17 protein-coding genes and 2 pseudogenes are annotated in these 21061 nt (G+C 69.0%); 12 read left to right on the top strand and 7 right to left on the bottom strand.

Annotated features, from left to right (window positions below; translation table 11 throughout):
• Positions 1 to 183: 183 nt before the first annotated feature.
• Together JEQ17_RS00945 and JEQ17_RS00940 are read left to right on the top strand one after the other, a co-directional pair.
• Complete coding sequence (locus JEQ17_RS00945) at positions 184 to 2661, top strand: WD40 repeat domain-containing protein (protein WP_325176227.1); 2478 nt, start codon at positions 184 to 186, stop codon at positions 2659 to 2661.
• Positions 2662 to 3535: 874 nt separating this feature from the next.
• Positions 3536 to 4722 (top strand): annotated as a pseudogene (locus JEQ17_RS00940) (IS110 family RNA-guided transposase).
• Positions 4723 to 4931: 209 nt separating this feature from the next.
• Here JEQ17_RS00940 and JEQ17_RS49785 read toward each other — a convergent pair.
• A complete protein-coding gene (locus JEQ17_RS49785) occupies positions 4932 to 5432 on the bottom strand; it encodes a hypothetical protein (RefSeq protein ID WP_234048863.1) in 501 nt (166 codons plus the stop codon).
• A 44-nt stretch (positions 5433 to 5476) separates the two neighbouring features.
• Here JEQ17_RS49785 and JEQ17_RS50640 point away from each other — a divergent pair, with 44 nt between their 5' ends.
• The 5 genes from JEQ17_RS50640 to JEQ17_RS50810 all read left to right on the top strand — a co-directional run bounded on the left by JEQ17_RS50640 (position 5477) and on the right by JEQ17_RS50810 (position 8346).
• Positions 5477 to 5893 (top strand): FAD-dependent monooxygenase, encoded by a 417-nt coding sequence (locus JEQ17_RS50640; protein WP_325176226.1) that lies wholly within the window; start codon positions 5477 to 5479, stop codon positions 5891 to 5893.
• A complete protein-coding gene (locus tag JEQ17_RS00925; RefSeq protein WP_200393368.1) occupies positions 5865 to 6125 on the top strand; it encodes an aromatic-ring hydroxylase C-terminal domain-containing protein in 261 nt (86 codons plus the stop codon). Before JEQ17_RS50640 ends, JEQ17_RS00925 begins: the two co-directional genes overlap by 29 nt.
• A 49-nt stretch (positions 6126 to 6174) precedes the next feature.
• Positions 6175 to 6435: a hypothetical protein gene (locus tag JEQ17_RS00920; RefSeq protein WP_200393367.1), complete on the top strand. Its 261-nt coding sequence runs from the start codon at positions 6175 to 6177 to the stop codon at positions 6433 to 6435.
• Between the two features lie 65 nt (positions 6436 to 6500).
• Entirely contained in the window at positions 6501 to 7649 is a 1149-nt protein-coding gene (locus tag JEQ17_RS00915) for an amidohydrolase family protein (protein ID WP_200393366.1), read from the top strand.
• Positions 7650 to 7782: 133 nt separating this feature from the next.
• Positions 7783 to 8346 (top strand): helix-turn-helix domain-containing protein, encoded by a 564-nt coding sequence (locus JEQ17_RS50810; RefSeq protein ID WP_407700029.1) that lies wholly within the window; start codon positions 7783 to 7785, stop codon positions 8344 to 8346.
• Here the strand turns inward: JEQ17_RS50810 and pdxR are convergent.
• On the bottom strand, positions 8340 to 9791 hold the full coding sequence (gene pdxR, locus JEQ17_RS00905; RefSeq protein ID WP_200393364.1) for a MocR-like pyridoxine biosynthesis transcription factor PdxR: 1452 nt from the start codon (positions 9789 to 9791) through the stop codon (positions 8340 to 8342). The genes JEQ17_RS50810 and pdxR overlap by 7 nt on opposite strands.
• 114 nt (positions 9792 to 9905) lie before the next feature.
• On the opposite strand from pdxR, the gene JEQ17_RS00900 reads away from it, so the two are divergent.
• From JEQ17_RS00900 to JEQ17_RS00890, 3 genes are all read left to right on the top strand, one after another.
• Positions 9906 to 10499, top strand: coding sequence for a TIGR03086 family metal-binding protein (locus JEQ17_RS00900; RefSeq protein WP_200393363.1), 594 nt, complete (start codon positions 9906 to 9908; stop codon positions 10497 to 10499).
• Positions 10500 to 10552: 53 nt separating this feature from the next.
• Positions 10553 to 10972 (top strand): hypothetical protein, encoded by a 420-nt coding sequence (locus JEQ17_RS00895; RefSeq protein WP_200393362.1) that lies wholly within the window; start codon positions 10553 to 10555, stop codon positions 10970 to 10972.
• Positions 10973 to 11232: 260 nt separating this feature from the next.
• Positions 11233 to 11595 carry a TetR family transcriptional regulator C-terminal domain-containing protein gene (locus JEQ17_RS00890; RefSeq protein WP_200393361.1) on the top strand — a complete coding sequence of 121 codons (363 nt, stop codon included), beginning with the start codon at positions 11233 to 11235 and terminating at the stop codon, positions 11593 to 11595.
• Positions 11596 to 11808: 213 nt separating this feature from the next.
• On the opposite strand, the gene JEQ17_RS00885 is transcribed toward JEQ17_RS00890, so the two are convergent.
• The 3 genes from JEQ17_RS00885 to JEQ17_RS00875 all read right to left on the bottom strand — a co-directional run bounded on the left by JEQ17_RS00885 (position 11809) and on the right by JEQ17_RS00875 (position 17075).
• A complete protein-coding gene (locus JEQ17_RS00885) occupies positions 11809 to 14262 on the bottom strand; it encodes an ATP-binding SpoIIE family protein phosphatase (protein WP_234047973.1) in 2454 nt (817 codons plus the stop codon).
• 236 nt (positions 14263 to 14498) lie between these two features.
• The gene (locus JEQ17_RS00880) at positions 14499 to 14819 is read right to left on the bottom strand and encodes an SGNH/GDSL hydrolase family protein (RefSeq protein ID WP_234047972.1); all 321 of its coding nucleotides are present in this window, start codon (positions 14817 to 14819) and stop codon (positions 14499 to 14501) included.
• A 24-nt stretch (positions 14820 to 14843) separates the two neighbouring features.
• On the bottom strand, positions 14844 to 17075 hold the full coding sequence (locus tag JEQ17_RS00875; RefSeq protein WP_200393359.1) for an alpha-L-fucosidase: 2232 nt from the start codon (positions 17073 to 17075) through the stop codon (positions 14844 to 14846).
• Positions 17076 to 17325: 250 nt separating this feature from the next.
• Here JEQ17_RS00875 and JEQ17_RS49775 point away from each other — a divergent pair.
• Both JEQ17_RS49775 and JEQ17_RS00870 read left to right on the top strand, forming a co-directional pair.
• Positions 17326 to 17692: pseudogene (locus tag JEQ17_RS49775) on the top strand (aldo/keto reductase); the annotation flags it as partial.
• Entirely contained in the window at positions 17683 to 18405 is a 723-nt protein-coding gene (locus JEQ17_RS00870) for a FadR/GntR family transcriptional regulator (RefSeq protein WP_200393358.1), read from the top strand. The pseudogene JEQ17_RS49775 and the gene JEQ17_RS00870, both read left to right, overlap by 10 nt.
• A gap of 336 nt (positions 18406 to 18741) precedes the next feature.
• Here the strand turns inward: JEQ17_RS00870 and JEQ17_RS00860 are convergent, their stop codons facing one another.
• Together JEQ17_RS00860 and JEQ17_RS00855 are read right to left on the bottom strand one after the other, a co-directional pair.
• A complete protein-coding gene (locus JEQ17_RS00860; RefSeq protein WP_200393357.1) occupies positions 18742 to 19689 on the bottom strand; it encodes an HpcH/HpaI aldolase/citrate lyase family protein in 948 nt (315 codons plus the stop codon).
• Positions 19679 to 20896, bottom strand: coding sequence for a CaiB/BaiF CoA transferase family protein (locus tag JEQ17_RS00855; RefSeq protein ID WP_200393356.1), 1218 nt, complete (start codon positions 20894 to 20896; stop codon positions 19679 to 19681). Before JEQ17_RS00855 ends, JEQ17_RS00860 begins: the two co-directional genes overlap by 11 nt.
• Positions 20897 to 21061: the final 165 nt, after the last annotated feature.

Raw genomic sequence — 21061 nt, 5'->3', positions numbered from 1 at the left:
TGCGACGGCACCGCTCCTGGCGATCCTGCGCGGCCCGCTGTCCGGCGTGTATGTCCGGCCCGACGGCCAAGAGGTGCGCGACCGTCCAGGATCTGAACGCCAACGCGGGCGCGCCCTCGACACCGTGCCGAGCGGTGCGCACTCCGAGGGGCTTTGTCAGTGCGGCCCCATAGCTTTGGGGCCATGACGGATGGATCTGATCACGTGTCCCGGGAAGTTACTTCCTCGCATGAGTCGGCCTCTTGGCGGGCGGAGTGGATGTGCGGTTCCGCGTCCGATCCTCGGCTGCTCCGCTCCTTGAACGGTCACGACGCCCCCGTGGTCGCAGTGGCGACGGCGGTCGTCGACGGGCGTCCGGTTGTCGTCTCGGCGAGCCGTGACGCGACGGTGTGTGTCTGGGACCTGGCGACGGGGGAGCGGCTGCATACGCTGACGGCAGCTCCTGCCGACCTCATGTCGTCGTTGTCGCCCGAGTTGGTGGCTCTGGCCACGGTGGTGGTCGACGGGCAACCCCTGGTCCTCACCTGCCACATCGACGGGACCGGAAGGCTGTGGGATCCGGCGACGGGGCGTTCTGCGGGCGAACTGGCCCTGGGGCTGACGCAGTTGGTCCTGGACGACCGACGCGTGGTGCTGGCCGTCCAGGCGGACCGGACGCTGAGTGTGTGGGACCAGGCAACCGGCAGCCGGCTCGGCGTGTTTCCCTGGATGGTGGACATCGGGGTGCTGGATGGACGCGAGGTCGTGGTCACGTGCCCACCGGACCACCAAGCACAGGTGTGGGACCTGGCCACCGGACGTGAGGTCGGCGAGTGCCTGCCGGCCGAGGGGCCGTGGACACTCGACGGGCGGGACATCGCCGTAACCAAGGAGCAGGGCCGGGCGGGACGTGTGTGGGATCTGGACCGCCACGTGCTTCTGGCAGCCGACCTGCGGGAGTTGCTGGCGGATGCCGAGTACGAACACGCAGTGTCAGCCCTGGCGTCCATGGACGCAGTGTCCACCCTGACGGTCGTCGACGGCCGGGTCGTGGTCCTCGACACCCACTACGAGGGTCCACCGGAGTTCGTCGGCGACCTCGTCCCCGTCTTCGTTCCCCACGGTCCGTCCCCGACCCTGACCCTCGAAGGGCGCAGTGTCGCACTCGCTGTGGGCGTGGACCACGAACTGCGCTTGTGGGACCTGCCGATGAGCCCCATGGACTCCACGGGCCCTGACGGTACGCGGAGCATGCGCAGCATCCCTTTGGAGGCAGCGGCAGGCCAGGAGCTGGTCAAGGGTGGTCCAGGAGACCTCGTCGACCTGGCGAGCCTGCTCTCCGCCCGGACGAACGGCCTGGTCGTTGCCGAGTCCGGCTGGGAGATCCGGGTGAGGGACGCTTCCCGGAGCCTGGTGCTGGGGGACACGCCCGTCTCCCTCGTCCCCGGTCCGGACGGCACCGTCACGGCTGTGCACACGCTCGACCCGCGGGCTGCGGGCAGGGTGCTGACCGGTCACACCGATCGGGTGTGGGCCATCGACAGTGTCCCGGTCGGGACGCGCACCCTGGCGGTCACCACATCCCGCGACCGCACCGTACGGGTCTGGGATCTCGCCACCGGCGAACAGGAGGGTGAGCCTCTCACCGGGCACACCGGCCAGGTGTGGGCCGTCGCCACCACCGTGGCGGACGGACGGTGCGTCGCCGTCACCGCAGGGGAGGACCACACGGTCCGCACCTGGGACATCACTGCTGCCCGAGGGGACGGCGGCCGGCTGCGTGCCGGACACACCGGATCCGTCCTGGCGGTCGCCACAGCGGTCTTTGACGGTGTCCCTGTGGTCGTCACCGCAGGCGCCGACCACATGGTGCGTACCTGGGACCTGACCACCGGCTCGCAGGCCTCCGACCCCCTGAGCGCAGAGGTCTCCGCCATGGCGACGGCGGTGGTGGGCGGAGAGACGGTCGTCGTCACGGCCGCTCCCGACGCCACCCTGCACATTGTGGAGCTTGCGACCGGCCGAGCCGTCCACCGTCCGTTCCCCAGCGGCCACGGCAGAATCCTGGGCATGGCCTCGGCGACCGTGGACGGCCTGCCTGTCGCCCTCACCGCAGGCAGCGATCGCGTCGTGGGCGTCTGGGACCTCACCACCGGACAGCCCCTGGTCGCACCTCTCACCGGCCACTCCAGCCGTATCACCGCCGTCGCCACCGCGGTCCTCGACGGCCGGCCCGTGGCAGTGACCGGCAGCTGGGACAAGACGGTGCGACTGTGGGACCTCGCCACCGGCCGGCAGCACGGCGAACCCCTGACCGGCCACACCGACTGGGTGACCGCTGTGGCCACGGCCACCCGGGGCGGAGCTCCCCTCGCGGTCAGCAAGGGCCGGGACGGGACGATACGTCTGTGGAACCTGTCCACGGGACAGGAGATCCGCGACGCCCAGGCCGCGGGGTCGGGCTCCGGCAACACGCTGGCGGTCTCGACGATGGCGGACGGACGGCTCGTCGCGGCCTTCGGCGACGACCGCACCGTGCGATTCCGCGATCTCACCGCAGGGCGCCCAGCCGGTGCCGACCACCCGCTCCCGTTCCCCGTGCACTCACTCGCTGCAGCAGCGGGCGGGCGCGTCGCCGTCGGGTTCGGTGACGAGGTCGGGGTGCTGTCGAGGGCATCCTGACAAGCCAGGGGCCCCGCCAGGGGAGCGACGGTCTTCGCCGAGCAGCAGGTGCCGCCTCCACACGGTCCGTCGGCAGGACGGACAGACGGGACGCGGGGAGGGGAACTGGTGGCCGTCGTCATCGTGCTGCGCCGGACAGGGCGTTCGCGGCGCGGTGCGGTGCGCCGCCGCGCGTCCGGCGACATCGAAGTGGTCCTGCTGGGCCCGGATCAGGTAGCCGTCGGGCAGGAATGGTGCGTCGGGCAGGCGGGTGAGCGGTCGGCGCATCGCGGCCGTGCCCCGTCTCGAATGTTCTGGTTCCTGTCTCGGGTGATTTGGTTCGCCGAGATGCTTGAGGTGGGGTGGGTGCACTGCGGCGTCCTGCCGTCATCCTTTGGCCGCACCGCTCTATCGTCTTTGGGCGGAGCCAAGTTCGGCGCGTGGAGCGATCCTCGGCGACCGCCCTGGCTGGGATCTTCGTCACCGAACGGGTCAGTCCCGGCCTACGGACCCGAGGACCGGGCATGCAGCCGCTCCGGCACACCGAAGAACCCACTGCCGCCCACCCCGGACGCCTCCGCGACGCATGGCGAGCCGCCCACGACCCCGTTGCGGGTGTCCCGACGGATGCAACTCGCCGCCTATGCCGTGCCGTTCAGCTTGTCCTACCTTTCAAGCGTGGGTCTGAGCTGGTCCTTCGTAAGATCAGCGGGCCCGGGGGTTCTGGGTATGGCTGTGAGCTTGTCGCCGTTCGATGGCTCAAAGAACTTGGCCGCCCGGAGCCCCGCGACGACTCGACCGCTAATTGGGATACGCGACTTGATCGCTGTGTAGGACAACGTCGGCGAGGTCGTCTGCGGGTCCGTGTGTGACGACGAACTGGCGGAGGTGACCCGTGCCCCGGATCTGGGCCGGAGTGGACATCGGCAAGGAACACCACCACTGCGTGGTGGTCGACGAGCGAGGTGAACGCCTCCTCTCCCGCCGAGTCTTCAACGACGAACAGGCTCTGCTGGAGCTCATCACAGACGTACTCACGCTGTCCGAGGACGCCCTGTGGGCGGTGGACATCAATCATGGCGGTGCCGCGCTGCTGATCGGCCTTCTGCTCAACCACCGGCAGCCGATGGTCTACATCACCGGCCTCGCCGTGCACCAGGCGTCGACGGCCTACCGCGGTCAGGGCAAGACGGATGAGAAGGACGCGTTCGTTATCGCTGATCAGGCACGCATGCGCCAAGATCTCGGTCTCCTGCGGCCCGGTGACAAGATAGCCGTCGACCTGCGCACCCTGACCGCCCGTCGCCTTGATCTGGTCAACGACCGCACCCGTCAGACCAACCGGCTGCGGGCTCAGCTGCTGGAGTTCTTCCCTGCTCTGGAGCGGGCGTTGAACTTGAGCAAGAAGGGTCCGGTCGTGCTGCTGACCGGTTACCAGGCGCCGGCCGCGATCCGCCGCAGCGGGGCCGGCCGGCTCGGAACCTGGCTGAAGAACCGCAAGGTGAAGAATGCAGCGGTGCTTGCCGAGACGGCCGTCGAGGCGGCCAAGTCGCAGCACACCGCGCTGCCGGGTGAGACTCTCGCGGGCGCCATGGTGGCCCGGATAGCCAAAGGCGTGCTGGCTCTCAACGAGGAGATCGCCGAACTCGACGCGCTCATCGAAGCCCGGTTCAACGAGCACCGACACGCGACAGTGATCCGGAGCCTGCCTGGCATGGGCTCCTCCTCGGTGCCGAGTTCATCGCCGCAACCGGCGGAGACATGGAGGCTTTCGGCACGGCCGACCGCCTGGCGTCCTTCGCCGGCCTCTCACCCGTGCCGCGGGACTCCGGACGCGTCAGCGGCAACATGCGCCGCCCACGCCGCTACCACCGAGGCCTGCTCCGAGCCCTCTATCTCTCCGCGATGGCCAGCCTGAGAGCCTGCTCCGCCTCTCAGGCCTACTACGGACGAAAACGCAACGAGGGGAAGGGCCACAAGCAGGCCCTGCTCGCTCTGGCTCGTCGACGAGCCAATGTCTTGTGGGCCATGCTCCGCGGAACGTGTTACGAGGTCCTACCAACCGTCACAGCAGCGGCTTGACATCGTCATTGGGAAGTTCTTTAACCTTGCCGGGCACGTTCGGTGATGCTTGCGGGGCGTTTGCTTGCCGATGTCGTGGCGGGCCGCCGGGTATCGGTTCCTGGAGTCGGGTGGGCGTCCCGGGCCGGGACGGCTGGGTTTCGGTGCACGGGCCGGGTGGGCGAGGCGCGGGTGGATGTGCCGGAACCCGCGCCGGACGCGAGTCGGTGTCACCGTCTTGCCGGGGCGGGTGGTCTTCTCCCAGGGCTTGCGCTGGCGGTGGCGAGTGGTGCGGCGAGGCGGAGTTGGGTGTGCGCGACGATGACGAGCAAGGTCCAGCGGTCCGCCGACTGCGGGTTGCGAAGCCGCAGCCTCGTCCAGCCGAGGGACTGCTTGAACAGCCTGAATGTGTGTTCCAGGTCGAATCTGCGCAGGTAGCACGACCAGACGAAGTCGACGTCAGCCGGTGTGGCGCCGGTGGCCAAGAACCACAGCCAGACGGGCGGTGCGTCGAGGTCACCGGGCAGGTGATCGACGTTGAGCCGGATCAACGTGCCCTCGATGACAGGGAGTTCGCTGTCGTGGCCGATCCAGGCGGACCTCTGCTGCAGCCGGGGATGCAGCCGGTCCCAGGCGCGGGCCTCGGCCTTGCCGCAGTGGGGTGTGTCGTTCACCGTGACCACGTACGGCTCCGGCCAGGAGACGGGCCTGGCCAGGCTGAACTCCTTCATGTACCCGGGTCGGCCGGGTCCTGCTGGCCGGGGACGCGGCCCCCGTGTACGCGCCGGTCGGCGGCCAGGGCCTCAACGTAGGTATCGTCGACGCGGCGAACCTCGGCTGGAAGCTCGCGGCCGTGGTAGGCGGATGGGTCGGCGAGGACATCCTCGACACGTACACCACCGAACGGCATCCGGTCGCGACACGCCTGCTGCAGAACACCCGGGCCCAGCTTGCCCTGATGCGACCCGACCCGCAGACGAGGGCGCTGTGGGAGATGGTCTCCGACCTGATGGACCTCGACGACGCCCACCGGTACATCGCCGACATGCTCGCCGGCATGGACGTCCGGTACGACCTGGGCGATGACCACCGGCTCGTCGGCACCCTGTGCCCGGACATGAAGTCGACGCCGGAGCGGCCCCGGCCCGGACGTCGTCAGCGCGGTGACCCGCTCGGCGGACCTGCTGCGTGAGGGGCGTGGGCTCCTGCTGGACCTCGTCGACCGCGCGGAGGTCCGCGACGCCGCGGCCGCGTGGATCGGACGGGTCAACTCCGTCATCGCCCGCACGGACCGGGTGGACGTCGACGCGTTGCTCATCCGGCCCGACGGCTGTGTCGCCCGGGTTTTGCCCGTGCGCTGGGCACCTGGTTCGGCCAACCGGCCTGAGCTCCGTCCTAACAGTCGTCTCAGGTTCGCTCGGTAGGAAATAGGCATGCGGATAAGCGATGCAACCCGTATGCAGGAGGCTAGTGATGGCAGTCGACGCAGCACCATCGGGGAAAGCGCAGCCCGGCCGGTTGCGGTTCGAGGTGGCCACCAGGGCGCTGGCGACGGCGTTCCCTGTCGCCGCATGCGGGGTCACACGCCGACAACAGTGCGGGGTCCGCCGCGGGCGGCCCGCACAGCGCGCACGCGGGCGGTTGTCAGTTCCACCACAGCCGCTGCGTACCGGCGAGCGGTTCCTCGACCTGAGCGCTGCCGCGGTGCGCGAGCAGGACGCGAAGACCCCCTGAAGCATCTCGCAGACGGATGCCGTACGGATACCTCACCACACAAACGCCTGAAGAGAGGGACTGACATGAAGCCCATGGGACGCCGCGGATTTCTCACCGCCAGCACGGCACTTGGCATTGGTGCCGGCTTGTCCACGTACGCCATTGCCTCGGAAGCGAGCGAGAACGAGACTTCGGACAAGACTTCAGACAAGACTTCGGACATTTCACGGCGGGACCAGGACCTGCCCTTCATCGGCACGGAGGAGACCTTTACGACTCCCACGTTGTTGAAGCTGAACTCCATCAATCAGGATCACATAGCGTTCCTTGAGGAAATTGGACTTTCGGATCTAGGCCAACGCCGCATCGGCGATATGGATGCGGGGGGACTCAACGTTCAAATCCTCTCTGCTCATACCCCCTCCGTACAAAATGTCCCTGGGCAAAGGGGCATCGACCTTGCCTATCGTCTTAACCGGCAACTTGTAGACGGGCCAATCGCCAAATATCCGGGCCGCTTCAAGGCTTTCGCCACCTTGCCCTTGCAGAGCCCGGAGGCGGCGGCGGACGAACTGGAACGCTCGGTTCGGGAAGATGGCTTCTTGGGCGCACTGACCAACGGACACATCGCGAAGAAGTATCTCGATCATCCCGATTTCGAGCCTGTGCTGGCACGTGCCGTTGCTCTCGATGTGCCGATCTACCTGCATCCCGGCTATCCAGCTGACGAGGTCTTCAAGATCCTCTACAGCACCACACGGTCTGAATACAAGGAAGAGTTCCAAGACTACATTTTCAGTGGGTCTGGATATGGCTGGCACCAGGAGGTGCTGACCCAATGCATTCGGATGATCGCGTACGGGGTTTTCGACAGGTTCCCCAAACTGAAAATCGTCATCGGCCACATGGGCGAAGGCCTTCCCTTCTACTACGAGCGGATCGTCAATGACATGGGCGAGCCGACCGAAGACTCGCTCGAGAAGCCCTTCGGGCAATACTTCCAGGACAACTTCTGGGTCACAACCAGCGCATTCCCCCAGACCGAACTGCTCGATCTCCTGCTGAAGTACATAAGCGTGGATCGAGTGATGTTCGCAACCGACTACCCGTTCGCGGACATAAAGGAGCAGACCGACTGGTTCCGCGGAGTCGATTTGCCACGCGAAGACAAGGAAAAGATTGCGTTCCGAAATGCTGAGAAACTGTTCAAAATGAAAGTGCCCGTGAAGTGATACGCCAGCGTCGGCCGGAGTGAAAGAACGCTTTGCTGTAAGGCGAGAGTACGGCCGAAGTATGCGATGCGCGGCTGCCCCATAACGCGGTCTCATGCAGGCTCTTCTACTGATCTTTTCGTAAGTTCGGTGGATGTGGTGGCCGTGTGGGTGGGAGGCTGTCGGGGTGGCCTACCAACCTTCCCGTTCGGTTGCCGGCTCTTCCCTTCCTCCTTTGTCGCGGCCCCAGTTGGCGGAAGCGCGTCGTGTTCGGGCGGTCGAGTTGTTCGGGGACGGCGTCTCGAATGCGGAGATCGCGAGGGCGGTGGGGGTGTGTGCCGAGAGTGTGCGGCGTTGGCTGCGGGTGTGGGAGCAAGGGGGTGCTTCGGCCCTGCGGCGACGGGCAGCCACCGGGCGCCCACCCAAGCTGGACGACGCCCAGGTCGAGGCGGTCCGGGCCGCGTTGGAGCAAGGCGCCCAGGCTCATGACTTCGAGGCTGACCTGTGGACTTTGGAGCGAGTCGGCGTGGTCGTCACCCGGACAACGGATGTGGTGTTGTCGAGGGCATCGGTGTGGCGGCTGCTGACCGGCCGGCTCGGATGGAGCCTGCAACGGGCCCGAGCGGCGGGCGGTCGAGCGGGACGAGTCGGAGATCGCCCGCTGGATGGCGCACGAGGCCGCGCATTGTGTACGGGCGCTTCCTACCGCGTTCAGTGATTCTTGGGCGGGCCGAGTACGCGGTGCAGGCCCGGCTCGATGTCAGGGGCGCTGATCGAGCCGTAGCCGAAGACGAAGCCTGGGCGCGCGGAGCGGTTCGCGGCGACCTCCGCCAGGGTGTAGACCGCCACGCCGGATGCCCGCGCCCGGCCGGCTCGGTCCGCGAGGGCGTCGGGGTCGGCGAGGTGGCCTCGGGTGAATGCGGTCACGTGCAGGCCGGCGGCGGACGGTACCAACTCGGCCAGGTCCGCGAAGTGGTCGGTGAGGACGCGGGTGATGGCTTGGTGCCGGGTCGCGTAGGTGTGCTGCATCCGGCGGATGTGCCGGGCGAGCAACCCGTCGTCGACGAAGCGGGCGAGCGCCGCCTGCGTGGGGACCGCCGTGTGCCAGTCGGACGTGTACTTGGCGGTGCGCAATGCTGTGCGCAGCGGGGCGGGCGCCACCAGGAGGCCGACGCGCAGGGAGGGAAGCATCACCTTGGAGAACGACCCCACATAGATGACGTGTCCGTTCCGGTCCAGACTCTGCAGCGTCTCGACCGGCCGCCCGCCGAACCGGAATTCGCTGTCGTAGTCGTCCTCGATCACAGCCGCGCCGTGCCGCCGCGCCCACTGCAGCAGCGCCGTTCTGCGCCGCAGGGACATCGGCATGCCGAGCGGGAACTGGTGGGCGGGGGTGACGTACACGGCGCGGGTGTCCGGCGGGATGGCGTCCACCAGCAGGCCCTCGGCGTCCACCGGTATGCCCGTGACTTCGGCGCCCTGTGCCAGGAACGTCAGCCGGGCCGGTGGGTAGCCGGGCTCTTCGACGGCCACCCGGTCGCCCGGTTCGAGGAGCACCCGTCCGATGAGGTCCAGGGCCTGCTGCGTGCTGGTGGTCACCAGCACGTCGTCCGGGTCGGTCCGCACGCCGCGGGAGAGTCCGATGTGCCGGGCGAGTGCGGCCCGTAGTCCGGCGTGGCCGGCCGGGTCGCCGTATCCGACCGCCCCGACCGCCGAGAGGCGCAGTTCCCTGGCGATCAGGGGACGCCAGGCGTCGTACGGGAAGAGCCGGGCGTCCGGCAGGCCGACCCGGAAGTCGTGGTCCGCCGTGGTCGATCCCGTGGTCTCCGGGGCTGCCCATGGGGACAAGCGCGCCCACAGGGCGCGGGGGCGCAATCCCGGGCCGGCGGTGTCGGTGGCGGGCGCGACCTCGGGCGTGGACAGGCCCGTCGTACGCACAAAGGTCCCGGAGCCGACTTTGCTGTCCGCGTAGCCCTCGGCGACGAGCCGTTCATAGGCGACGCCGACGGTGTTGCGGGCCACCGACAGGCGGCGGGCCAACACCCGGGTCGGGGGCAGCGGATCGCCGGGGCGCAACAGCCCGCCGTGGATCGCGGTGCGCAACTGACGGTAGATCTGGCCGGACAGGTCCCGCTGCCCGTCAAGCCTGACGTGCACGTCCATCTCGGCCTTCCGCTTCCGGCTCGGCAGTTGCCGGCGTCATCCGGCAATTGGCTCAATCACTCGGCAGCTTATTGGCCCTGGAGCTGAACCGCTGTGTGAATTTACGCTCGGGCCATGGACATACGACAACTGGACCGCCAGGCCCTGTTACTGACCGGGGAGGTGGTCTCCCGGGTGAAGACCGATCACTTGATGTTGGCGACGCCGTGCGCGGACTGGACCCTGTACGGTCTGCTCCGCCATCTGGTCAGCCAGAACGAGGGGTTCGCCGCCTCCGCCCGCGGCGCGGGTGAACCGTGGGCCGTATGGCGCGACGGTGACCTCGGCGATGACCCGGCCGGAGCCTATGAAGCGTCGGTGGGCGACGTCACCGCGGCGTTCGCGGAAGACGGAGTGCTGGAGCGGCGGTTCGCGCTGCCGGAGGTGGGCGAGGGCTTCGCCGTCCCCGGACGGACAGCGATCAGCTTCCACCTGCTCGACTACGTGGTGCACGCCTGGGACGTCGCAGTGACGATCGGCGCCCCGTGGGAGCCCGCCGCCGAACTGACCACCGCCGCGCTGCGCGTCGCCACCCTGGTCCCGGACGAGGGCCGCGGGGCCGGTGCCGCGTTCCGCCGACGGATCACCGCCCCCGACGACGCCCCGCAGGGCGACCGGTTGCTCGCCCTGCTCGGCCGTGACCCGTCCTGGACGCCGGTGCCATGCTGAGGAGCCGCTGGTGCCAGGGCCCGGCCGGGGACTCCCTTGACGACCGCGCCGCGGTGAGTGGCGTCGACAGCGGCATGCACAGCCGCCGGAGCGGCCAACTGATCGTCAGCGTCACTGACTTCACCAGCGACGCATACCGCGACTTGCCCGGCATCACGTGTCGCGGCTTCGCGCTGCGGCGCCGCTGGCCGGATCTCGACGGAGCGGTCGGCATGTGGCTGTGGGCCATGCCCTCGGCCCGGCGCTGCGGATCGGTCTCGGTGTGGACCGGGCGGCGGGCCCTGGCAGGGTTCGTTCGCCTGCCGGAGCATGTTGCGATCATGGACGAGTACCGCGAGCGAGGCACGATCAGGTCGGTGATCCGGGAGTACCAGAGCTTCGATGCGCCGCGGATCCGGCGGGACGCAGAGGCATGGCTGATGTCGGACGATCGCTGCCCTGCCGCGCGGGGGACGCCACGGCAGAGCGGTTGACAACACCTGCTCAGCTCAAGGGCCAGGATCGTGAGACAAGACGCTGTGGCCTGCGAATGAGACATGCCGAGAACGCACAGGTCGTCACTACGGAGTGGGACATTCCAATTGGGGCCCACGCCTCCCGCGGGCGGCGCGACCCGGATCGCCGTCGTGAGCAACTTATGTACCGGTCGGAATGTAAGTCGCGGGGGCGAGGTTCTCCGCCGTGGCAGTCGCCGCGTCAAGTGCGCGGAAGGGCGTCGCACGTCACCAGCGCCATGGAGGAGCCGACCGCGCGAGGCGTGGCCGAGGCGATTCTCCGCGGAGCGGTTCGGACCACGACGCGTCCCGGAGGCCCTGCGGGACGCCTGGTCGTGCAGGGCGCGCCGGCGTCGAGCGATGCGGGTCGGCCCGCGCACGACATGCTGGTCGAGTGGCGGAACGATTCGGGTCTGCGCCTTGAGGAGCGCTTCCAGCGGGCCGTCGACGAGGGCGATCTTCCGCGCGACGCCGACCCTCGACAGCTCGCCCGATACGTCATGACGGTGACGTTCGGCATCGCAGTCCAGGCCGCCGGCGGCCTCGGCCGCGACGAACTCCAGGACATCGCCGACATGGCACTGGAGCGCCGGCTGCCGTAGCGGCCGTTCGGCGGACGCGGACGGGGCGTTTTGGCCAGTACTGCATCGCTGGGTCTGAAAGATCTGGAGGCGCAGGCGCCGCTTGAAGTGGTGTCTGCGCGCGTCGGCTTGATGGCCGCGACGGAGGGCGGACCAGTGGAGTCCAAGGTCAACGACCTCATCGTCTTTGCCGATCAGATCGAACAAGCGGCACTCAAGTGCCTGGTAGTGATCTCATCGCGGCTCGGGCTCGGTGAGGGTCTGTGCGCACCAGATCGTCTTGCCGTCCGTGGTGTGCCGGGTACCCCAGCCCTGGGTGAGCTGGGCGACGAGCAGCAGGCCCCGGCCGCCCTCGTCGAAGGCGCGCGCCCGGCGCAGGTGCGGTGCGGTGTTGCTGGCGTCGGAGACCTCGCAGATCAGGGAGGTGTCACGAATCAGCCGCAGCCTGATCGGTGGCTCGCCGTATCTGATGGCGTTGGTGACCAGCTCGCTGACAACCAGTTCGGTGACGAACGACGCCTCCTCCAGGCCCCAGGCCTCCAACTGGTCGAGCGTGAACTTCCTGGCGCGCGGCACCTGCGCGGGGTCGGGTTCGATGTCCCAGTCGGCGACATGCTGGGGATCCAGCGCGTGAGTGCGAGCGAGGAGCAGGGCGGCGTCGTCGGTGCGGTGTTCGGGAAGCATGGCGTCCATCACCGTGTCGCAGAGGCTCTCCAGTGAGGTGGCCGCATGGTTGAGGAGCCGCAGCAGGTCGGCGATCCCCTGGTCGACGTCGCGCTCGCGGCTTTCCACCAGTCCGTCGGTGTAGAGGGCGAGCAGGCTGCCCTCGGGCAGTTCGAGCTCGGTCGCCTCGAAAGGCAGCCCGCCGATGCCCAGCGGCGGTCCCGGCTGTGCGTCCACCGGGGTCGTGGTGCCGTCCGGGGAGATGATCAGCGGCAGCGGATGACCTGCGCTCGCCAATGTGAGGCGGCGGGAGACCGGGTCGTAGACGGTGTACAGGCAGGTGGCCCCGAACTCACCGGTCGGCTGGAAGTGGTCGGCGGGCCGGAGGTCGCTGGCTAGGTGGATGACCAGGTCGTCCAGGTGGGTCAGCAACTCGTCCGGCGGCAGGTCCACGTCGGCGAGGGTGCGGACCGCCGTACGCAGCCGGCCCATGCTGGCCGCGGCGTGCAGGCCGTGGCCGACCACGTCGCCGACGACCAGGGCGACCCGGGCACCGGAGAGCGGAATGACGTCGAACCAGTCGCCGCCCACTTCCGCGTCGGTCCCGGCGGGCCGGTAGCGGGATGCCACCTCGGCCGCCTCCTGGCTGGGCAGCCCCTGTGGCAGCAGGCTTCGTTGCAGGGTCAGCGCGGTCGTGCGCTCGCGCGAGTAGCGGCGGGCGTTGTCGATGGCGACGGCGGCCTTGGCGGTCAGCTCTTCGGCGAGGATCAGGTCGTCGGCGGTGAACGCCTCGGGCCGCTCGCTGCGGGAGAACGCGACGACGCCGAGCAGTGCGCCGCGGGCCCGGAGCGGCACGGTGATCCGGCCGGTCAGTCCGTCCGCAGCGATGGACGCGTCGACCAACGGGTTGCCCGGCGGCCAGTGGGCCGGGTCGGAGGCGAGCCCGGGCCCGAAGGCCCATTCGCCGCCCTCGCCCGGCTCGGCCGCGAGTTGGACCGTGGACCTGCCGGTGGTCATGCAGCGGGCGGCGACGGAACCGGGAGTGTGGCTGACGGGTGTCGTGGGCCGGGGAGCCCGGTCGGCGTCCTCCTTCGCGCTGTGCCGGGCGGCACGAGTGAGCACGATGGTCTCGCCGGGGGTGAACTCGGACACGGAGGGCGGCTCTTCTCCGCGCAGCACCTCGTCGAAGAGATCCACGGTGACGACGTCGATGAATGACGGCACCGAGGTCGTGGCCAGTTCCCGGGCGGTACCGATCACGTCGAGTGTCCGGCCGATGCCGGCGCTGGCCTCGTTGAGGATGAGCAGGCGCTGCCGGGCCCAGTACTCGGCGCTCATGTCGAATCCCCAGTTGGCGACCGCGCGGACCCTGCCCTCGGCGTCCCGGACGGGCCAGATGCTGGTGGCCCAGGCGTTCGCGTAGTCACTGCCGCGCGGCTGGAAGACGGTGATGAGACGCGCGGCCCTGCCCGTCCTCGCCACTTCGGCGAGCTGGTCCGTGTAGGGCTTGTCGTCCCTTTCGGGAAACAGCGAGCGGTCGAATTCGGGAAGCACCTCGCGGTACTTCTTGCCGAGCACCTGCTCCTCGGAGTGCGCGATCACCCGGCCCGAGGAGGCGTTGATCCACAGGAACCGCAGCTCAGGGTCGTAGACGCCCAGAGCGAAGGGGCACTGCTCGAAGGCCAGGTCGGCGATCACCGGTCGGCGTTCCCAGCGCTGGACGGTCACCACGTGGCCCAGCGCCCGCCCGTCGGGTCCGAGCAGCGGGTGAGTCGACACCAGAGCGTCCACCGTGGAGCCGTCCCGGTGGCGCAGGGGCATGAGTCCCGCGTGGTCGGCACCGCCGTCGTGGTTCTCGGGGAAACCGGGTGGTGGGGGAGCGGCCAACAGGTCGGCCAAGGGGCGCCCGACCGTGGCCTCCGCCGTCCAGCCCAGCAGCAGCCTCCCGCTCTCGCTCCAGCCGCTCACCACACCGTCCGGGCCTACCACGAGCGCGGCGGTGCGGACATCCTGCTTGTCGGCCATGTCCACGCGCTCCGCCTCCGTCCGGACAGCTCTGCCCGTCAGGCTGGTTTCCAGCCACCGGCTTTCAGCCTAGGTCCGCTTCCGCTCCACGGCGCCCCGGCCGGTGCGTTCGCACGGGATTCGAACGGGAGCGGAATCGGCGGCCCGCCCCCGAAGGGCCGGGCCGCCGTGGATGGGAACGCGGCACCGTCAGGGCCGAGGCCCCGATCCGTGGTGCTGCTGGGCAGTCGGTGCCGTCACCAGCCTGTCGGCAGACCGGCGATGAACGAGGTGAGCCGACCGGAGACGAGCCGGTCGTCGCGGGCCGAGTAGTGCCAATCGCAGCCGAGGAAGTCCAGGCCCGAGTCGTCGAGGAACCAGTAACGGACCCGGCTGTCGCCTGCCTCGTTGCGCGTCCTGACCACCTGCTGGACATGGCCGGAGTACTGGCCGGCGCCCACCGCCACGATGGTCGTGTCGGCCCCGTAGCGCGTGCGCAGCTTGTGGACGAAGTCGCCGTAGGCGCTGCGGTAGGCGGCCGCGACTAACTGAGTGCGGCCGCCCGGCCCCCGGGACACGCGCCCCGCAGCAGGGATCGGCGGCTACAACGCGGTGAAGGTCCACAGCAGGTTGGTGCTGCCGCCGTAGGTCCACTGCTTGGCCACGGATCCCGAGGACACGTTGCCGCCGCCGTCGAGGACCAGGCCGGTGGTGCGGTTGGCGATCGAGTAGCGGTCGCCGCCCCGGTGGGTGAGGGTCCACTGCTGGTTGGTGCCGCCGTTCCAGGCGGCCTGCCGGGCTGCGGAGCCGTCGGCGGTGGCGCCCCAGCCGTCGGCGACCATGCCGTTGGTGCGGTTGACCAGCCGGTAGTGGCCGCCTCCGACAGCTTCCGCGTGCCACTGGAGGTTGTTGCTGCCGTTCCAGGTCCACTGCTTGAGGTCGGACCCGGAGGCGACGTTGCCGCCGCTGTCCAGGGCGAGGCCGTTGGTGGCGTTGGTGATCCGGAAGTACGTCGCCGGGTTGAACTGGACCCTCAGCGAGGTGATCTGATCGTTGTTGCCGGTGACCCGCAGGTCGGGGTTCTCGGCCGTGAACGTCCAGGAGCTGCCGGTGAAGTTGTCGCCGGAGTAGCCGATCACCTGGTAGCCGGGGGCCGGCCGGAGGGAGGAGAGTGTGCCCGCGCCCAGTCCGGACGCGGTCAGGTCGGCCGCGGTGTGGTCGCCGACGGTGAACACGCCGTCGTTGCCTGTGTAGTTGACGTCTGTGAAGGCGACGGCGCCGGTGAGCGGCCGCAGGCCCGGGATCGTGCCGGAGAAGTCGAGCCTCAGGACGTAGGCGTAGGCGCTGTACGGCGCGGAGGACGGCAGGGTGATCGTGAGGCCGGAGGCGTTCTGGGCCGGCGTGGGCAGGTCGATGTACGTGCCGGCGGTGGTACCCAGGAGCTTCACCGAGGACAGCGACGACAGGTTGATCCGGTCCGGGCTGAGAGTCTTGATCGTGAGCGAACTGCCGGGCCAGCCGAGGACGGTGGCGTACAGGACGTCGTCGGCCTTGTTGCGGGTGAATCGGATGTCCTGCGCTGTGCCGGCGTGCGGAGTGGTGAACGAGCCGCCGCCCATCTTCGTCGGTCCCTCGCCGTACGCGGTCCAGGCCCGGGTCGCGTACACCGACTCGCCGAAGCGCCTCAGATGGTCGCCGATGGCGAGCAGGATGTCCTTCTGTGCCTGGGGGATGGTGCCGTCGGCCATCGGCGCGATGTTCAGCAGCATGTTGCCGTTCTTGCTGACCCGGTCGAGGAACGAGTGCAGCATCTGCTGCGTGGTGTAGTAGCCGATGCCCTGGGTGTAGCACCAACTGCTGCTGGAGATGCTGTCGTCGGTGAGCCAGTAGGGCGTGGTGAGATCGGCCGGGCCGCCGCGTTCGTAGTCGAAGACCTCGCCCTTGCCGTTCATGCCGTCCTTGTACGTGGCGACGACCTCGCGGCCCCAGCTGTTGGCCTGGTTGTAGTAGTACGCCAGGAAGTTCAGGCGCTGTTGCTCGTCGACGGCGTCCAGCTTGAAGTCCTGCCACAGGATGTCGGGCCGGGCGCGGTCGATGACCTCTTTCAGCTTGTCGAACCAGAGCTGGTCCTCCGCGGTCTTGTTCAGTTGCCCGTAGAACTTCTTGAGGCTGCTGTCCGTCTGCGCGGGAGCGTCCTCGAAGAAGCCGTTGTAGTGGTACGCGTGGTGCATGGCCACCAGCAGCTTCAGGCCCTTGGCGCGGATGGCCGTGGAGAACAGCCGCAGCAGGTCGATGCCAGGGCCCTTCTTCACCGAGTTCCACTCGTTGACCTGGCTGTCCCACATGGAGAAGCCGTCGTGGTGCTCGGCGACCGGGCCGGCGAACCTGGCGCCCGCGTCGACGAACAGCTGCGCCCACTCCTCGGGGTCGAACCTCCCGCCGGCCGACTTCAGTTTCGGGGCGAACTGGACGGTGTTGCCCGCCGGGTCCCGCGCTCCGTTGATGAAGTTGTGGTACGGCCAAGCTGACGGCTGGCCGTAGGTCGCGATGTGATGCCGGTTCGCGTTGCTCCCAGCCTGGTACATGTTGCGCGGGTACCACTCGTTGTCGAAGGCGGGCACGCTGAAGGCACCCCAGTGGAAGTAGATCCCGAACTTCGCGTCCTGGAACCACTCCGGAGCCGGCGGGTGCTGGTCGACCGAGTTCCAGTCGGGCGTGTACGTGCTGGGCGCCGCCTCGGCAACTCCGGCGCCTAACGCACCTCCTGCCACGGCTGCCGTCACCACGCAGGTTGCGGAGGCCAGCAACTGGCGTCTGTTGATCGAGTTCGACATGGACACATCCCTGATGCGGAAGGGGCAGGGGGAATGCAGGGCCACGCATGAAGGTCGGCCATGGCGCCATGGGATGTCAACCAGCGTGCAGGGATGAATGCACTGCTTGGTTCAAGGATTTGAGTAACTTGTAGTGTATTTGGGCGTCTTGAGGGCGCCTAGACATGCGATGTATGGCGAATCCCCTGCTACGGGATAGCGCGAGGAACCACCGATGAGACTGAGAACAGACCGCTGTTCCGCCGACCCGGGCAAGAGCGCTGTGGCGGTGGATGTCTTCAACTTGGGACTGCTCTTCGTTGACCGGGCCTCCCCGGCACGAAGTACCGCTACGAGGACGACCGGCCGGCTCTGGGCGCCCGTGGCGGGGCGATCGCCGAGGTCTGCGCGGCGCACGGGGTCACTCTGCCCGCCGCCGTGATCGCCTTCCCGCACACGCATCCCAGTATCATCAACGTCACCCTCGGCATGCGGACTCCGGAACCGGTCGGACGAAACGTGGAACTCCATGATCACCGGGTCCCGGACGGCCTCTGGGACGATCTCCGCACTCAGGGGCTGATCAGGCCGGACGTGCTCGCGCGGCACGGTGGGGGAGGGGTGAGCGGTGTCTCTGACGGACAAGGCCATCGATGAGATCCGTGAGCTGATCCGGACCGGTGTCCTGCCTCCGGGCTCGAAGCTCCCGCCGGAGCCGGACCTGGCCGCGCAGCTGGGCCTGTCCCGGAACCTCGCACGGGAAGCGGTCAAGGCGCTGGCTGTCGCACGGGTCCTGGAGGTCCGCCGGGGCGACGGCACGTATGTGACCAGCCTTCAGCCGAGTCTGCTCCTGGAGGGTCTGGGCGGCGCGGTGGAACTGCTGCAGGGTGATTCGGTCGCCCTGCAGGACCTCATGGAGGTACGGCGGCTCCTTGAGCCGATCGCCACGGCCCTTGCCGCGACACGGATCTCCGACTCCCAACTGGCCGAGGTGAAGCGGCACTTGGATGCCATGCGCGAGGCCCGGGACGATGTCGAACAGCTGAACGTCCACGACGCCGCCTTCCACCGCGCGGTCATCTCGGCCACGGGCAACGAGACCCTCCTCACCCTCCTGGAAAGCATCTCCGGCCGCACCCTGCGTGCCCGCATCTGGCGCGGTCTGGTCGACGACAAGGCCGCGGGCCGGACTCTCGCCGAGCACGAGGCGATCTTCAACGCGCTCTCCACCCGTGACGCGGCCCTCAGCCAGGCCGCCGCACTGCTGCACGTGAGCAACACCGAGCAGTCGCTGAGGGACCAACTGAGCTCCGGTGAACCCCTCCCCTTCGGGACGACAGCGCGGAAGTGACGGGCGGGCGCTGCCCGCCGCAGCGGGGACCTGGCACGGAGGGCCGCGGTGGGTGGCAGTGCCCGGCGTTGAACTCCCGTGGTCACGGCAGCGCAGCAGGCGTACTTCGCGCAGCCGGATGGTGGTTGCGGAGCCACAGCTTCGAATCGAGATACGTCGACGGCTGCCGTCGCCACCACAAGGATGCCGACGGCGGGCGCGGGGACACGTTCCCACTGGGCACGTGCGTGATTCACCGTCCGGCCCCGGGCTGTGAGCGCTCGTCGAGCAGTCCGGTCCGCTGCACCAGCAGCGCGGCCTGCGCCCGGCTGGTCACGCACTTGGTCCGTCCCGCGGTCATGCCCCGTGTCGTTCGAGAACGAGGCGGGCCGTGCGGGCCATGGCCTCGTCGACCATCTCACCTCGGAATGTCACGGCGCCCGTCCCTTCTCCCTGCGCCGCCTCGACCGCCGCGATCAACTCTGCGCAGCGGGCGAGTTCGGCGGAGCCGGGAGAGAACACCTCGTTGATCACGGGGACATGGGAGGGATGGATCGCCATCATGCCCTCGTAGCCGAGGGAGCGGTTCTGTTCGGCGAAGGCGCGCAGCCCCGGGAGGTCGCCGATGCGCGTCCACAGTCCGCTGACCGGGCACGGCACCCCGGCTGCTCTGGCGTCCAGCAGAACGCGGGAGCGTAGCGCCACCGTTTCGGTTCCCTCCGGGCTCCAGCGGTAGCCGACAGCGCGTTCCACGTCGCCGCCTGGGGCGGTGAGAGCGCCCAGGTAGGCGATGCGTGAGGCGGCCCGGGCGATGTCGTAGGCCTCGCGCAGGCCGCGTGCGGTCTCCAGCAGGGGTATCAGGGCGATCCGTCCCGGCCGCATGCCCTGCTCCTGTTCGCACCAGCTCAGGAGTCGGTCGGCGAGCCTCACGTCCTGGGCGGAGCGGACCTTGGGAAGGACGATCCCGGCGAGTCCGGGCCGTACGACCGCACGCAGTTCTTCGGCACTGGCCCAGTCGTCCAGCGGGTTGACGCGGACGAACAGTGCCATCCGTCCCGTCTGCTCGGGCGGTGCGGTGGCGGCCCGTGCGACGGCTTCGGCCACCTGCGCGCGGGCGGCGAGTTTGTCCGCGGCGGGCACTGCGTCCTCCAGGTCGAGGATCGCGGCGTCGGCGCCCGCCGCCCGGGCCTTGGGCAGCCAGTCGGTTCTGGTGCCGGGCACGAAGAGCAGGGAGCGCAGCGGGGGGCGGTCGACCACTCCCGCGTCCAGTTCGGCGGGGCCTTGGGGAGACGCCTCAGATGACATCGCTCTTCTCCAGGTCGGCCAGCTCGTCCGCGCTGAGGCCCAGCCACTGCCCGTAGACCAGGTGGTTGTCCTGTCCGAGAGCGGGTCCCGTCCGCCAGACCCGGCCGGGGTGTTGCCGGAAATGCGGGATCACCGCCTGCATACGTACCGGACCGAGGTCGGGGTCCTCGACAGTGACGATGTCCTCGCGTTCGGCGTACACGGGGTCGGCGGCGATGTCCGCCGCGTCGAACACCCGTGAGGCCACGACCTCGGCCCGGGCGAACTCCTCCAGGCACTCGCCGGCGTCGCGCTTCGCCACCCAGTTCCGCAGGTTCTCGTCCAACTGCTCGCGCCGGTCGTACTGTTGCTGAGCCGTGGTGAACTCCTCCTCGGGGAGTCCCAGCAGGCGGACGATGTTGCCCACCGATCGCAGCGTCGCGGAGGTCACCGTGATCCACTCGCCGTCGCGGGAGCGGTAGGTGTTGATCACGGCTCCTGGGGCGACGGCCAGCTGGTTGCCGGAGCGTTCGGGCACTCGGCCCAACTGGTCGTGGACGATGACCTGCCACTCGACCAGACGGAAGAGGGACTCGAAGAGGGCGAGGTCGATCCACTCGCCGTCGAAGTCGGGGTCGTGGTCGCGGCGGTGGAGGGCGGCGAGGACGGCGTAGGCGCCCATCAGGCCGGTGACGGCGTCGCCGTGCGAGAAGCCGGTGTGCACGGGCGGGCCGTCGGGAAAGCCGGTCAGGTGGACGACTCCACTGCGCGCCTCACCCACCTTGCCGAATCCGGGGGCGTCCGCCTGTGACGAGGTGGCGCCGAATCCGGAGATCTGCAGCAGCACCGCCCGGGGGTTGATCCGGTGCACGGAGTCCCAGTCGAGTCCCCAGTCGCGCAGGCGTCCCGCGCGCAGAGTGACGATGACGACGTCCGCCCAGGCGACGAGGCGGTGGGCGACGGTCCGGCCGGCCTCGTGGTGCAGATCGAGGGTGACCGAGCGTTTGTTGCGGCCGGCGACCTTGAACCACAGGGGGACGCCGTCGCGTTGGGGCCCCATGGCGCGGGCCGCGTCTCCGGCGCCGGGGGGCTCCACGTGTACGACGTCGGCCCCCTGGTCGGCGAGCATCGACCCCGCCAGCGGACCGGCCACCACATGGGCGAACTCGACCACCTTCAGCCCGCGCAACTGCCCGCTTGCGGTGGAGTTCCGCTCGTCGTCCGACACCCCTGAGCTCCCTTGCACTGCCGTTCCGCGTGGTTCCCCGACAGCGTCGTCCCGCGTTGGTGCGGCACCGCCGTCGCCGTTGTCCTCAGACTGCCGGAGCGGAGAAATGCCTGTCGAGCAACAGAAGGCCATCAATCAATGCGAAAAATGCATGAATTGAGGGTG

The organism is Streptomyces liliifuscus (genome assembly GCF_016598615.1).
Classification (GTDB): domain Bacteria; phylum Actinomycetota; class Actinomycetes; order Streptomycetales; family Streptomycetaceae; genus Streptomyces; species Streptomyces liliifuscus.
Note: the sequence above shows the minus strand (reverse complement) of the source record. Positions and strands in the feature narration are given on the sequence as shown.